This is a genomic window from Chryseobacterium sp. NG-CE01 (genome assembly GCF_055695505.1).
In genome coordinates this window covers 866,959-882,714 of record NZ_CM146369.1, presented here as the reverse complement: position 1 = coordinate 882,714, position 15,756 = coordinate 866,959, and the positions used below count along the sequence as shown (strand labels likewise).

Here is a 15,756-nt window from a genome sequence, read left to right as displayed (position 1 = left end):
AAATTTAACTAATATTAACTTTATGTTAATTTTTACTCAATCTTAATAAGCTCTATATTTCTGATTTACAATGTATTGAATAATATTTGAAATATCACATGAAAAAAATCACATTATTGAGTTTTTAACAAAACATATTTATTTTTATTAAAAATTCATCTTTATTTAAAGGCTTTCAGGCTGAGATCCATATTTTCGGCGGAGTGCGTTAAAGCCCCTGCAGAAATATAAGTAACGCCTGTGGAGGCGATTTCCTTAAGCTGATCCCGGGTAATTCCGCCCGATGCTTCGGTTTCACATGAGCCGTTAATCATCTTAACAGCTTCTTTCATCATTTTTACATCCATATTATCAAGCATGATTCTGTCAACTTTTGCGTTGATGGCCTCACGTACTTCCTCAAGATTTCTGGTTTCAACCTCAATTTTGAGTTTTTTCTTATTTTTTTTGATATAATCCTTCGCCATTTTTACGGCATTGGTGATGCTTCCGTTATAATCAATATGATTGTCTTTCAGCATGATCATGTCATACAAGCCATACCGGTGATTAGTTCCGCCGCCGATAGCGACCGCCCACTTTTCGCAGATCCTGAAATTGGGAGTTGTTTTCCGGGTATCCAGCAGCTTGGTTTTGGTGCCGACAAGACGGGAGTCCCAGTCATGGGTGAGGGTTGCAATGCCGCTCATTCTCTGCATGCAGTTTAAAACCAGTCTTTCGGTAGAAAGAATCGATCTTGCGCTTCCGGTTACAATGAATGCGACGTCGCCAAATTTTACGGCATCACCATCTTTCACAAAAGTGTCAATTTTAAGATCCTTGTCAAAAGTTTTAAATATAATTTTAGCCAATTCTACTCCCGCAATAATACAATCCTGTTTTACCAGAAGTCTGGCGCTTTGTTCCAGGTTTTTAGGAATGGTGGAAAGGGTAGAGTGGTCTTCTTCCTGGATATCTTCTTCCAGGGCGTTTTTTATAAATTGTTTTAAAGCTTTATCTGTAACGTATGGAGGTCTTTTCATATTTTTAATTTTAGTAATAGTAAGATGCTTTTGTTCCGGGCACCAGATCGTGAATCACAAAAAGCAAAAGTACTTCATTTTCCTTAGCTTTTATTTTTTCAAACTCTATTTTGTTTTTCGTACGGATATTGTTTTGATTGGATGCTGTGAATTCTATCACATACTTACCATCTCTTCGTCCGGCCGGATAAGGATTTTTTGAATAAAGAAAATATTTCCAGTGTAAATTTTTCCAGTCATATACCTGATTATGAAAAGTCAGTTTTTCTTTATTAAATTGTAAAATCGGATGTTGGGGATTGTTAATATAATAAAGCGTCAAAGGAAGTTTGTTGTCAGATATTATTTCATCCAAATTAAATTGGGTATTCCCAAAATAATAGGATTTTCCTATTTTAAGAATATTGCATAACAAATTCAGCGGAAGCGGATATTTTGCTTTGGAAATAATGTTTTTTTTAAAATAATTAAAGAATCGGCTCCCAAATGATACGGAAGCTAAGACGAACATCCATCCAAGAAAATATACTTCGTCATGAGGCCTGCTTCCTAAAATGAGAAATATGAGTACTGTAAAAACTATAAAAATCAATAATATTCTTAAAAAATATAAAATATTAATGATGGTTAGAATTCGTAATCTGAATATTTCCATATTCTGTCTGATCTCTATACCAGATCTTTATTATAAAATGCACCCTTGTTCTCTCTCATTTCCATAGATTGTGTAATAATGAGGTGAGCGACCGTCGTTAAATTTCTCAGTTCCGAAAGCTGTGGGGATAAAATAGAGTAGTGATAGATCTCGTCCACGGCGGCGGCAATTTCCTGGTGTTTCTGAAGCGCCATATTGAGGCGGCGGTTGCTTCGTACAATACCTACAAGATCGCTCATCATTTCCTGAAGCTGTTTCCTGAGGTAGGAAACAATCACCATTTCATCCATGATTTTCATTCCTTCCTCGTTCCATTCCGGTACAGCCTTGAGATCATCGAAATTAAAATGGTTTTCATTTAAAAGTTCAACTGTCTTAATGGCAGCATTATGTCCGAAGACTAAACCTTCGAGCAATGAGTTGGATGCCAGTCTGTTGGCGCCGTGAAGTCCTGAATTGGTACATTCTCCTACTGCAAAAAGGTTTCTGATGGAAGACTGACCGTCCTTGTCTACTTCAATTCCACCCATCAGGTAATGGCAGGCAGGAACTACAGGGATCAGCTGTTTGAAAGGATCAATTCCTTCCTCTTTGCATTTCTTGTAAATATTGGGAAAGTGTTCAAGGAATTTTTCATGGCTCATTTCACGGCAGTCCAGTCCTACATATTCATCGCCGGTAATTTTCATTTCGGCATCAATAGCTCTTGCTACGATATCGCGAGAGGCCAGTTCTTCACGCTCATCATATTTATGCATGAATTTTTCACCTCTTTTTGTTCTTAGTTTTGCTCCGTCACCACGAACGGCTTCGGAAATCAGAAAAAGCATTCCGTCAATTTTACTATATAGTGCGGTAGGATGAAACTGATAATACTGCATATTGGAAACTTTTCCTTTTGCTCTGGCTACAAAAGCGATCCCGTCTCCGGTAGCAATCGTGGGATTGGTGGTATTTTTGTAAACATGCCCTGCTCCTCCTGTTGCTACTAAAGTTATTTTTGAGGTGATTTTTTTTATTTTTTTAGACTTTTCATCTAAAATATAAGCGCCGTAGCAGTGGATGTCTCCTTCATTCAGTTCTTTTCCCGGAACGTGATGCTGGGTAATGATATCAATAACATAATGATGATCCAGGATTTCAATATTACTGCTTTTGTTAGCTGTTTCCAGCAGGGCTCTTTCGATCTCAAAACCCGTAATATCTTTATGGTGTACGATTCTGTTTTCCGTATGTCCGCCTTCTCTTCCTAACGCGAATTCTCCGTTTTTCATATCGAAATTGGCACCCCATTCCACGATTTCATTGAATCTTGCAGGAGCCTCCGTTACCACCATTTTTACGACATCACGTTTGTTTTCACCGTCTCCGGCCCGCATGGTATCTTCAATATGTTTGTCGAAATTATCGTTTTTAGAGTCTGTAACCACCGCAAGACCGCCTTGTGCATATTTGGTATTGCTCTCATCCTCATCGGATTTTGTTACAATAATTATTTTGGCATCAGGAAGCTGCTCAGAAACTTTTATGGCATAGGAAAGCCCCGAGATCCCGGAACCGATTACTAATACATCCGCTTTTATCATATCCTTAGTTTAAGACAATTGTCTAAATAAATAATTAAATAAATTTAAACAATTTTTCGTTTGGTTTTCGTACTTTTTTCATGTGCTGAAAATGATCTTCTTCCGATCGGTAGCCTAAAGCGAGGGTAACGGTTACTTTTTCAGTCTCAGGATTTATTTCTAAAATTTCTTCGATAAGATCCGGACGGAAACCCTCCATAGGACAAGTGTCTATACTTTCCATCGCAGCAGCATACATAAGGTTTGCGAGTACGATATAAGATTGTTTTTCTGCCCAGTTGAAAATTTCGTCCTGAGTTTTTTGATTAATATGCTGATTGATGTTGTTTCTGAAAAGATCAAGCTTCTCCGGCGGAGTTTCTCTCACTTCTGAAATATGTCTGAAATATCCGTTGACATAACTTTCGTCCAAGGATTTCTTCGATACAATGACAATCAGATGGGAACATGTGGAGATCTGGGACGGATTGTAAAATACCGGAATCAGTTTTTCCTTCATTTCCTTACTTTCCACAACAAGGATTTTATAAGGCTGAAGGCCCAGGGAACTGGCCGATAATTTTCCGGACTCCAGAATATTATGCAATGCTTCCCGGGGGATAATTTCATTGTTAAATTTTTTTACAGAATATCTTCTGCTTAAAGCTTCCAAATAATTCATAAGACAAATTTAAGGATTGGACATGAATAAATTCGGTTTTAATACGAAATATGCTAAATTATTACAGCATAATTATTATGGGTGTTATGGAACCTTCAAAGTTTTTAAACCTTGAAGGTTTGGCCCCGTGTTGATATAAAGTTTCGGCGGCCTGAAAGGCCGCCGAAACTTTTACAAATAATATTGTTTACAGGTTAATCTCTGTTTTTTACAAGTATCCAGCCTGAATATTTAACAGGAGTGTTTTTCTTGTCATTTTCATTCCATGAAACAGAATACCAGTAACTTCCCGTAGGAACTTTTCTTCCCCCCATGGTTCCGTCCCATCGGTAACGGTTGGTTTTGTCTGCTTTATGAATCAACGCTCCGTATCGGTCGAAAACATTAAACACAAGATTTTGCTTTCCTGCAAGTGCTGAATAATCAATTCCATCATTCACACCATCTCCATTAGGGGTAATCACGTTAATGATATTTGGTACGACAACTGTGATGTCGATCGGCTGACAGTCGTAAGCATCTTTTACGTAAACCTTTAAATCCCCCCGTGGTATATTTGTGAATTCGTTAGAGTCCTGCCAGTTAATTCCATCGGTAGAATATTTATAGGGCGCGGCGCCTCCGTTTACATATACGTTAACCGTTGTATTCGCAATATCAACGCTCGAAATGACAGGCTGTTCTGAAGCATAGACCTTTACTGCTTGGGTAACGACGCAGTCTCCTGTCTTCAGTTTCACCCAATAGGTACCCACTCCGACATTTGAAATCGACTGAGTTGTTGCGCCTGTGCTCCATTCGTAGCCCGTAAAGCCGGGTCCCGCATCCAAGGTTGTAGTATCTTCCATACAAATGATCTTATCATCAAGCGTAGTTGAGAACACCGGAGGAATCACGATAAGGTTAACTTTAGCGATGGCATAACATCCGTTTCCGTTCAAAACTTTAATATAAACGACTCCGTTTGGAGAGATATACGATGAAGGGTTTGCGATTTCGTTAGTTCCGTTTTGTGCATCTGTTAAGGACGGATAGTACTGTTTTGTGGTTCCGCTTTGAGTCGTTACGGGAGCTATGGTAAGATTAAATAATCCTGTTGAAGGATTGGTTTCGATGGAGCATGTTCTTAATGTTGCTTCCTGAACTTCAACAACTGGAAATAGTGCTAATGTGATTTGTGCTACATCTGTACATCCCTGTGGCGTAGTCACCTGTGCATAAATTGTTGCTGCCGGGGAAAGAAAAGCAGAAGGATTGGTGATGGGATTATTATTATTGGTAAGGTCATACATGGTATTGTAAAATACAGACGTACTGCCGGGAACTGATGATAATGCGGCTGAGGTAAGATCAAATACGGCTCCTCCCGTATTATTGTTATTACATCCGGTAAGCGTCACATCATTAGCTGCAAAAGGACTTGGCGTAAGCACAATAGTTCCGTCTCCATTGTCGCACAGCGTGGAGGAAGGGTCTTTTACCACAACGGTAATCGTAGTCGTTCCTGCAGAATACTGATAATCGGACGGGTTGGTAATCGGTGTTCCGCCCGGCCCGAAATATGAGAACACATAGTTTGAAGGATTGGTTACAAACTGGTTCTGGAAGGAAGTTAAATCTACCGATCCGTTTCCTGTGGCAGGATTTACACAAACAAAAGGATTGATTGTATTGGTTAATATCGGAACTTTATCAATATAGATTTTTGCATTTTTAATAGAGTGTCTTGCACTTGCTCCTCCTGTCGCCGCAGAGAAACCGAAATACCCTGTTGTCATACCGATTGCACCCCCTGAAGGAGCAAAAGACTGGTCTGCAATCAGGACGCCGTCTATTCTTATTTTAATAAGCCAGTTGGCGGGATTGGCAGGATCTGTTTCTCCGTTTACTTCAACATGTTTATATGTTGAGCCTACGAAAGGTTGCGTAGGATTCAGATCCGGCGAATGGAATGTGCTTCCCGGCGTATTATTATACTCGATATTGTTGTTTAAGCCATTATTGGTTCCGTATAAAACGTGAACTTTACTCATCTGGCCTTCTGTGGAATTGTTGAAAATATCAAATCCCACCATCAGTCCGTTAGCGTTAGCCGGAATTCCGAGACCGCCTCCGGAAATAAATCCGGCTGGCGGATTGGCCAGGTACCAAAAGGTAAATCCGTCGCCTCTTCCAAACTGTGCGGTTCCGTTTCCGTCGATCCTGAAATCGAATTCTACCTTCCATTTGTCACAATATTTAAGGTTAATGGGGTCCTGAAGTTTGATGGCCCCGTACTGATTGCCGACATCCTGGGTCAGCTGTATAAAATCTGTGTTTATAACAGCGCTGGAAACAAGGTCCCAGCCTGTAACGTTTACAGGATTACCGGTAAGCTGATAAGTCTGCGCAGAAATTTTGCCTGATAAGCAGATAAAAATGAAGAAGAAATAAGAGAGCAGATTGTTTTTCATGAGGTGATTGGTTATTAAATGATATGTTTTTACTGCTCATTTATGTTTTTTTGAAGAATGTTTTTATAGGGTTAAAAAAAGACCACCCCATAATGGAGTGATCTTAATGTAAATTATTATTCTCTGTTTTTTACCAATACCCAGCCATTGTAAGTGGTCTGTGTATTGTTTTTATCGTTTTCATTCCAGATGATGGTGTACCAGTAGGTACCGGTGATTACTTTTTTACCGCCTGTTGTTCCGTCCCATTTGTAATTTCTTATTTTGTCAGCCTGGTAGAGCTTGTTTCCGTATCTATCGAAGATGGTGAAAACAAGGTTTTTCTTATAAGCCAGTGCAGAATAATCAATAACATCATTCACGTTATCTCCGTTCGGAGTAATGGCATTAATAAGATTTGGAACGGTGATCTGTACCTGAATCGGAGTGCAGTCATAGGTGTCTTTTACAAATACTTTGACTTCGCCTCTCGCAAGTCCGGTAAATACATTCGAATCCTGCCAGTTTATCCCATCGAGCGAATATTGGTAAGGTCCTTTTCCGCCTTTTACATTTACGGTAATGGTATTATTAGTAATGTCAATAGTGGCAATAACCGGCTGGGGTGAAGAATTTACCTTTACTATCTGCATAGCCGTACATCTTCCTGTCTTTAGCTTTACCCAATACAGGCCGGGTGTAATATTCTGAACAGACTGGGTGGTAGCTCCTGTGCTCCATAAATAGGCGTCAAATCCCGGGCCTGCGTCCAATGTCGTTTTATCATCAATACAGATGGTTTGGTCTTTCAGTACTGAAGAATAAACAGGAGGTAAAACTTTAAGCGTTATTTTAACAACAACGAAACAGCCTGCAAGATTGGTAATTTTAACATATGCTGTAGATGATGTTGCAATATAATTCGTAGGATTCAGAATTTCATTAGTTCCCGCAAGGGCGTCTGCTTCCGTTTTGAAATATTTCTTCGTAATACCCGATGCTGAAGTTACATTTGCCTGTGTAAGATCGAATGATGCTGTTGTAGGAGCATTTTCTATAAAGCATGATTCTATCGTGGCATCATTTGATACGATTGGTGGGAAAAATGCCAGTGTAATAGGAGCAGATCCCACGCATCCTAATGGCGTGGTTACTTTTACGTATACAGTACCCGCTGCCGAAACATAATTTGCAGGGTTTGGAATTTCAATCCCTGCATTCATGTCTGCTAATGTTTTGTAATATTTTTTTGTGGAACCTGCGGGTTCGTTAACGTTCGCTAAAGTGAGGTTAAAGGTTGCGCTTCCAGCGTTGTTGTTGTTACATGCAGTAAGCGTGGCCGGAGTTGCAGAAAATGGTGACAGATTGAGCTGGATCTTGCCATCCGGGTTGTCACACAATAATCCTGAATTATCTTTAACCAATACCGAAACAGTGGTATTGGCACTGAACTGGTAATTCGTAGGGTTTGTAATGGGTGTCCCTGATACACTGTACGAGAAAGTATAGTTTGAAGGGTTAGCTACAAACTGATTCTGGTAACTCGTTAAATTTACCGTTCCCTGTCCCGTAGTCGGATTCGGACAAAAAGTATCGGTTACTGTTGTCTGATTAAGGGCAACTTTATCAATATAAACCTTTACGTTTTTAATAGAATGTCTTGATCTGTTTCCTCCTGTGGAAGCTGAGAATCCGAAATAACCAACAGTCATTGAAGCTGCCGTGCCGGATGGAGCAAAAGACTGGTTACAGATTAAGTTTCCGTCGATGGTGATTTTCACAATCCAGTTGGCAGGAGCCGCAGGATCTACCTGTGCGGTTACTTCTACATGCTTGAAAGTTGTTCCCTGGAAAGGAAGGGTAGTATTCATATCCGGTGAGTGAAATGAGCTTCCGGCAACATTGAAGAATTCTACATTGTTGTTATCCGTAGTATTGGCAACTTGTCCGTAGGCAACATGCACTTTGCTCATTACGGCAGTAGTCGTATTGTTGTAGGTATCTAATCCTACAATAAATCCAACGGCATTTTGTGAAACTCCAAGACCTGATCCCAGTACGCTGGCCACCGGTGGGTTGGCAAGATACCAGAATGCAATGCCGTCTCCGTTTGCGGTTTGATTAGAATCCATTCGGAAATCGAATTCCACTCTCCATTTATCGCAATATTTAAGGTTGATAGGATCGTTCAGCCGAATTGAGCCGGATTGGTTGTTGGTGTCGGGAGTCAGCTGTACGAAATCTGTATTGACTACAGTGGGAGCTACCATCGACCATCCCGTGGTATTTACAGGGCTTCCTGTTAGCTGATAAGTTTGAGATAAAGCATATTGCGGAAAAAGAAGCAACAGATTTACCAATAAAAAGAGGTAGATTTTTTTACTCATTTATTAGACACTTAGATTTAGACGTGTCAAAGATATTAAATCCTAAGCAATAAATATATATTTAATGTTAATTTTGCTAAATCTAATGGTTATTTTATAATAAATGATAAGTTATGAAGAGAAATGCTGAATGGTTTTTATTCGTATTTAGTTTGAATATAAATTAAAAAAGAGAATTCTTTTCAAGATTTTCAAAATAGGTATCAATAGCTAATTCTGCTGAAGATGAGGCAGTTACGGCAAGCTTGTCGCACAGTTCGTTTTCAAAATGTCCTGCATGACCTTTGATCCAATGCATTTTTGGCTTGTGAAGATTATACAATACTACAAATCTTTGCCAGAGATCAGGATTTTTCACATTTTTCCATCCCCTTTTTATCCATCCGGCCAGCCAGTTCTGGTTAATAGCGTCGGCAACGTACTTACTGTCGGTGTAAATATGAATATCGTTTTCTGGAGATTTCAGTTTTTCCAGAGCCGTAATTACAGCAAGAAGTTCCATCCTGTTGTTGGTAGTTTTCCTGAATCCTTTCGAAAACGTTTTCTGGTAATTTTTTTCGGGTACCCGCATGAGAATTCCATATCCGCCTTTCCCGGGGTTTCCGCTACATGCTCCGTCGGTGTATATTTCTATTTTCATGAAATAAGATTAGGGCTAAAATTTAGATTAAAGGATATAAAAATTTTAGCTTTATTTTTTAAAAAGGAAAATCGTCATCATCATCAAAATCATTCATGGAAGATCCTGAAACCTGAGAATTGCCCGGAAGGTCAAACGCTGCTCCCGGCTGGATGGTTGTTTTAATTTTATCAAAACCGCTCGGTTCAGAAGGTCCGAAATTGGAAGGATATCCGCCGCCCATTCCTCCATCAAAAGCAGCTTCAATGTCTCCGAATTTGGCAAAATGTTTTAAGAAAGACAATCGTACATCAGCCGTTGCACCATTTCTGTGCTTGGCGATAATAAGCTCTGCCTGATTTTCCGTTGAGGTTTCCTGTCCTTCTTCATCATTATCCCAAACGGTGATTTTATAATATTCCGGTCTGAAGATAAATGATACGATGTCCGCATCCTGTTCAATCGCTCCGGATTCCCTAAGGTCAGAAAGCTGAGGTCTTTTTCCGGGACGTGTTTCCACACTACGGGAAAGCTGAGAAAGAGCAATTACCGGTACGTTAAGTTCTTTTGCAATGGCTTTCAGTGATCTTGAGATCATGGAGATTTCCTGCTCACGGTTTCCTGTACCTTTTCCGCCTCCTCCGGCTGTCATCAGCTGTAGATAATCGACCATGATGAGGCGTACTCCATGCTGCATTACCAGTCTTCGGCATTTCGCACGGAAATCGAATATAGAAAGAGAAGGAGTTTCATCAATATACAAAGGAGCATTTTCCAGCTCGGATACGTTGGAGAAAAGTCTCTGCCATTCTTCATCATCCAGGGTTCCTTTTCTTAATTTTTCGGAAGAAATTCTTGTTTCGGAAGCGATCATCCTGGTAATAAGCTGTACAGATGCCATCTCGAGAGAGAACAGGGCCATCGGAATTTTGTGGCCTACCGCAATGTTTCTTGCCATGGAAAGAAGGAATGCTGTTTTTCCCATGGCCGGACGTGCCGCAATAATGATAAGGTCAGAATTCTGCCATCCCCCGGTTTCTTTATCCACATCACGGAATCCTGAAGGAACTCCGGAAAGCCCTTCTTTATCTTTTAAAGATTTAATGGTTTCAATAGCCTGTTTTACTAATGAATTGGCCGTATCAAATCCTTTCTTGATGGTTCCGTTGGTAATCTCGAAGAATGACTGTTCGGCTTTATCCAAAAGTTCAAAAACGTCTGTCGATTCTTTATAAGCCGCATCGATAACGTTTGCTGATACATTAATTAAACTTCTTAAAATATATTTTTCCAGAATAACACGAACGTGGTATTCAATATGGGCAGATGAGCTGACCCCCATGGTAAGATCAATTATATAGCTGTCTCCGCCGGCAAGATTCAATCTCCCTTCCTTCTTCAGATCCTGAATAATCGTCATTAAATCCACCGGCTGGTTGCCTTCGTACAGTTTTAAAATGGTAGAAAAAATTACCTGATGTCTCGGATCATAAAAAACTTCCGGTGTCAGTAAGTCAATAGAATGGTCCAGACCCTTTTTGTCAATTAAAAAGGTTCCGATCACCAGCCTTTCGAAATCCAGGGCATTGGGCGGCATTTTTCCGTCAGCAATGGAGAGTTCTTTTGCAAAGTTTCCGTTCGTCAATGAAGATAATGTTTCTTTCTGCGCCATAGTTCTGCAAAGATAGTTTTTTTGAAAGGCAATTAAAAAATAGTATTCAACAATTTATGAACACAACATTGTTAAAATATAATGAGAGTGAGGCTTTGTGTTGATGTGTATAAAAAAATCACCCCTTAACAGAGGTGATTTAAGTGTCTGGAAATTAATTTATTAATTAATCAATATTTTTTACCAATACCCATCCGCTGTACTTGGTTTCGGTATTGTTTTTATCGTTTTCGGTCCATGTAATCGTGTACCAGTAAGTTCCGGTTACGATTTTCTTACCGTTGGAAGTTCCATCCCAGGTATAGTTTCTGATCTTATCGGCACGGTAAAGCATGTTTCCGTATCTGTCATATACTGTGAATACAACATTTTTCTTATAAGACAATGCTGAATAGTCTATATAATCATTTTTGTTGTCTCCGTTTGGAGTGATAGCATTAAGTAGATTCGGAACCGTTACCTGAACGCTGATCGGATTACAATCGTAGGAATCCTTCACATATACTTTGTTTTCACCTCTCGGAAGCCCTGTGAATACATTTGAATCCTGCCAGTTAACGCCGTCAAGTGAGTATTGGTAAGGCCCTTTTCCTCCGTTTACAGTTACCGTGAATGAATCGTTTGTGATTTCGATATTGGTAATTACCGGCTGTGCGGAAGCATTTACCTTCACCAACTGTAATGTCCAGCATTTTCCTGTTTTTAGTTTAACCCAGTAAGCACCTGCTGTTACATTCGAAATTGACTGTGTAGTAGCTCCTGTGCTCCATTCGTAGCCATCAAAACCAGGCCCTGCATCTAAGGTGGTCTTATCTTCTATACAGATGATCTTGTCTTTAAGAACGCTTGATGTTACCGGAGGTAAAACTTTAAGATTCACTTTAGCAATGGCAAAACATCCGTTTGCGTTGGTTACCCTAATGTATACTGTCGTAGTTGTTGATATATAATTGGAAGGGTTTGCGATCGGGTTAACGCCGGCCAATGCATCAGCCTGTGTTTTAAAATAGGTTTTTACAATTCCTGTCTGGGAAGTTACATTTGCCTGAGTAAGATCAAAAGACGCTGTATTCACTGCTGTTTCAATGAAACAAGATTCTAATGTTGCTTCTGTTACTGTTACAACAGGGAGGTATTGTAAAGAAATCTCTGATTGTCCGGTACATCCATCTGCATTTCTTACCTGTACATAAATTGTTTTAGGAGCAGCAGATGTATAAGCTGTAGGATTTGTAATTTCATTCGTGCCTGCATTCAGATCTGCCTGAGTAAGATAATACTTTTTAGTCACGTTACCCGGAGGATATACGTTTGCTGCGGTAAGATCAAAAAGAGCTGTTCCTGCATTGTTGTTATTACAAGCTTTAAGTGTAACATTTACTGCCGGAAGCGGAGCAAAAAACTGCAGTGCGATCTGTGCGTTTCCATAACATCCCTGATCTGTACTGATTTTTACATAAATGGTTTTCGGGGCAGTAGATGAATATGTGGCAGGATTGGTAATTTCATTGGTTCCTGCATTCATATCCACCAGCGTTGGGTAGTATTTCTTGGTAACACCGGTTGTTGGTCCATATACAACTGCTGTTGTCAGATTAAAGATACCTGTACCTGAATTGTTATAATTACACGTAGTAAGTGTAGCATTATTGGTGACGATATTTCCGGGAACAAATTTAATTGCGCCGGTCTGAGTACAGCTGTTGATAGGGTTGTTCGGGTTCGCCGGATCCTGATAATGAATACTGTAATAATAAATAGTCGTACCATTTATTGTAATTGGTGTTGTGATAGGGTTGGCTCCGGTAATAGCATCATTTAAATTATAATGATAAGTAACCTGGAAGTTCGGATTCCCGTTAATGATTCCGGTACTAAGAGTACTGAAATCAAATGTTGTAGGAAGCTGACACTGTACAATTTCGTTAGGTCCGTTTGGTGTAGCACTTGGTGTACCAGGCGGAACGAAAGGATTTGGTGTTAAATTGGGATCGGTAAAAGGGGATGCAAGAGTTGCGGTTCCTCCCCATTGTAAAGCAAAACCTGTTGTATTTGATGAAAAGTTATCTACAATAAGATAGTACGTTTCGCCGGGTAGAACGTCCATGTATTTTACAAAACGGTCTGAAGGGTTGCCTAAGTTGTCGGTACCGGCACCTTCTGATGTATCCAGAGAGGTCATGTTAAGTCCTGTAGGCCCTCCGCCTGCAGAAAAGGAACATCTTACGGGTAATCCCAGCGCTCCGCACTGTACGTTAGGTCCATATACAGCCCAGTCATAATCTGTGCTGGTACCTGTTGCATTGGGGTCGATAACAAAAGTAAGCGTCCCTCCCGTTGCAATAGTAAATTTGTACCAGACGGAAAAATGTTCAGTAGACAAGCATCCTCCCAGAGGGCTTTCCTGTGTAGCACCATGTCCGCTTGGGGTATATGACTGCCCTGAATTTCCACAAACCGCAATTGCGGTAACACAGTCAGACTGTGAAAAGATCATTTGTGAGAAAAATAAAACAGTCAGTAATAGTACTTTCTTCATTAGAAATGATTTTTATATTTTATTGATTTACATGTGAAAAAAACCGCTTGAGAAAGCGGTTTTTCTTCATTATTTATTACTTTATTCTCTATTTTTCACCATTACCCATCCTGAGAATTTGAATGGTGTATTTTTCTTGTCGTTTTCATTCCAGGTTACGGTGTACCAATAGGTTCCGGTAGATACTTTTTTACCTCCTGTAGTTCCGTCCCATTTGTATCCGTTAGACTTATCTGCCTGTGCTACTTTTACACCATATCTGTCGAAGATGCTTAGTATTAAGTTTTGCTTACCTGCCAATGCGGAATAATCAATCACATCATTTACACCGTCTCCGTTCGGGGTAATTACATTAACAAGATTAGGAACAACTACACTAATTGTGATAGGATCACAGTCGTATCCGTCTTTTACGAATATTGAATTATCCCCTCTCGCAACATTGGTGAAAATGTTGGAATCCTGCCAGTTGATACCATTAAGAGAATATTTGTAAGGTGCCGTTCCGCCAGTTACATTCACGGTAATGGTGTTATTGGCAATATCAATATTAGAAATTACAGGCTGGTCGGAAGGATAAACTTTTACGGTTTGTTTCGTAACACAGTCTCCTGTTTTAAGTTCTACCCAATAGGTACCCACAGTAACATTATTAATTGTCTGTGTTGTAGCTCCGGTACTCCATTTATATCCTGCGAATCCAGGTCCTGCATCCAGCGTTGTGGTGTCTTCTATACAAATGATCTTATCATCAAGCGTATTGGAATATACCGGTGGTAATACAATTAGATTTACTTTAGCAACAGCATAACAACCGTTTCCGTTTGTTACCTTTATAAACACTACTCCGTTTGGAGAAATGTATGTGCTTGGGTTGGCAATCTGGTTGGTTCCTGCAACAGCGTCAGCCAAAGAAGGGTAATATGTTTTAACTCCGGTTTGTGTCGTTACAGGGGCTACGGTAAGGTCGAACGAAGCGGTAGCCGGATTCGTTTCAATGAAACAAGATCTTAGCGTTGCTTCTGTTACTGTTACTACCGGGAAGAAAGTTAATGTAATCTTTGCGGTCGCTTTACATCCAAATGGTGAAGTCAGCGATACATAGACGTCACCTCCTGCAGAAACATATTGATAAGGATTGGTAATTTCATTAGTTCCTGCATTAAGATCCTGCAATGTAGGATAATATTTTCTGGTAACCGCAGGGTCGGGATTGACATTTGCTGTAGTAAGGTCAAAGACAGCGGTACCCTGATTGTTGTTGTTACATTGGGTTAATGTTGCATTGGTACCTGTAATAGCTTTTTGTATAAATTTAAATTTTCCGGGAATTCTACACCTGTTGATTGCGGTAGCCGGAGCACCAGGCTCCGTATAGGTAATCGCATAATAATAAGTGTCTGTTGTATTTACTGTAATAGGTGTTGTGATCGGATTATTTCCTGAGATCGCATCATTTTGGTTGTAATAATACGATACATTAAAGTTAGGATTGTTGTTCACAATACCTGCAGTAAGGGTTGTAAAATTAAAAACCGCAGGATTTGAACATACTACAACTTCTCTCGGAGAATTAGCTGTAGGTCCCGGAGTTCCCGGTTCTATAAAAGGATACGGCTGAAACGCACTGTTGAATGGCGAAACTAATGTTGCAGTTCCTCCCCATGACAATACGAAACCGTTTGCGCTTGATGAAAAGTTATCTACAATAAGATAATAGGTTTGCCCTGCAACAACATTCATACTCGAGCAGAATGCTGATCCTCCTGCACCAGATGAAGTATTGGTTGCGGTAGTATTAAGACCTGTTGGTCCGTCATCAGCAGAATAATTACACCGGATAGGCGCTCCTAGACTCCCACAACTCACGTTAGGTCCGTATACAGCCCAGTCGTAATCGTCTGTAAAATTATTCGGGTTAATTACAAAAGTTAATGTACCTGAAGTGGCAATAGTAAAGGTATACCAGATGGAAAAGTGTTCAACGCCAAGGCAACCGCCAAGGGTTTCCATCACACTACCAGGGCCCGTAGGCGTAAAGGATATCGGAGTATTTCCGCAGACCTGTACGTTTCCGCCGCAGTCTGAACTAGACTGTGCGAAAAAGCTCTGGGAAATTAAAATTAGAAAAATGTATAGAGCTTTTTTCATTTTAGTTGTTTTAAAAGTTTTTAATCCGAAGA

10 protein-coding genes are annotated in these 15,756 nt (G+C 40.0%); all 10 read right to left on the bottom strand.

Annotated elements, in window-relative coordinates:
* Positions 1-161 precede the first annotated feature (161 nt).
* On the bottom strand, positions 162-1,022 hold the full coding sequence (gene nadC / locus ACYT6F_RS04295; RefSeq protein ID WP_472600033.1) for a carboxylating nicotinate-nucleotide diphosphorylase: 861 nt from the start codon (positions 1,020-1,022) through the stop codon (positions 162-164).
* 10 nt (positions 1,023-1,032) lie between these two features.
* Positions 1,033-1,677: a hypothetical protein gene (locus ACYT6F_RS04290; RefSeq protein ID WP_472600032.1), complete on the bottom strand. Its 645-nt coding sequence runs from the start codon at positions 1,675-1,677 to the stop codon at positions 1,033-1,035.
* Between the two features lie 14 nt (positions 1,678-1,691).
* Positions 1,692-3,263: an L-aspartate oxidase gene (nadB, locus tag ACYT6F_RS04285; protein WP_472600031.1), complete on the bottom strand. Its 1,572-nt coding sequence runs from the start codon at positions 3,261-3,263 to the stop codon at positions 1,692-1,694.
* A gap of 34 nt (positions 3,264-3,297) precedes the next feature.
* Positions 3,298-3,924 carry an NAD(P)H-dependent oxidoreductase gene (locus ACYT6F_RS04280; protein ID WP_472600030.1) on the bottom strand — a complete coding sequence of 209 codons (627 nt, stop codon included), beginning with the start codon at positions 3,922-3,924 and terminating at the stop codon, positions 3,298-3,300.
* A gap of 194 nt (positions 3,925-4,118) precedes the next feature.
* Entirely contained in the window at positions 4,119-6,377 is a 2,259-nt protein-coding gene (locus ACYT6F_RS04275) for a T9SS type B sorting domain-containing protein (RefSeq protein ID WP_472600029.1), read from the bottom strand.
* Positions 6,378-6,493: 116 nt separating this feature from the next.
* A complete protein-coding gene (locus ACYT6F_RS04270) occupies positions 6,494-8,743 on the bottom strand; it encodes a T9SS type B sorting domain-containing protein (protein ID WP_472600028.1) in 2,250 nt (749 codons plus the stop codon).
* 163 nt (positions 8,744-8,906) lie between these two features.
* Positions 8,907-9,383, bottom strand: a complete 477-nt coding sequence (gene rnhA / locus ACYT6F_RS04265; protein WP_472600027.1) for a ribonuclease HI — start codon at positions 9,381-9,383, stop codon at positions 8,907-8,909.
* A gap of 58 nt (positions 9,384-9,441) precedes the next feature.
* Positions 9,442-11,034 carry a replicative DNA helicase gene (gene dnaB, locus ACYT6F_RS04260; RefSeq protein ID WP_472600026.1) on the bottom strand — a complete coding sequence of 531 codons (1,593 nt, stop codon included), beginning with the start codon at positions 11,032-11,034 and terminating at the stop codon, positions 9,442-9,444.
* 166 nt (positions 11,035-11,200) lie between these two features.
* Positions 11,201-13,573, bottom strand: a complete 2,373-nt coding sequence (locus ACYT6F_RS04255) for a T9SS type B sorting domain-containing protein (protein WP_472600025.1) — start codon at positions 13,571-13,573, stop codon at positions 11,201-11,203.
* An 81-nt stretch (positions 13,574-13,654) separates the two neighbouring features.
* A complete protein-coding gene (locus ACYT6F_RS04250) occupies positions 13,655-15,724 on the bottom strand; it encodes a T9SS type B sorting domain-containing protein (RefSeq protein ID WP_472600024.1) in 2,070 nt (689 codons plus the stop codon).
* Positions 15,725-15,756: the final 32 nt, after the last annotated feature.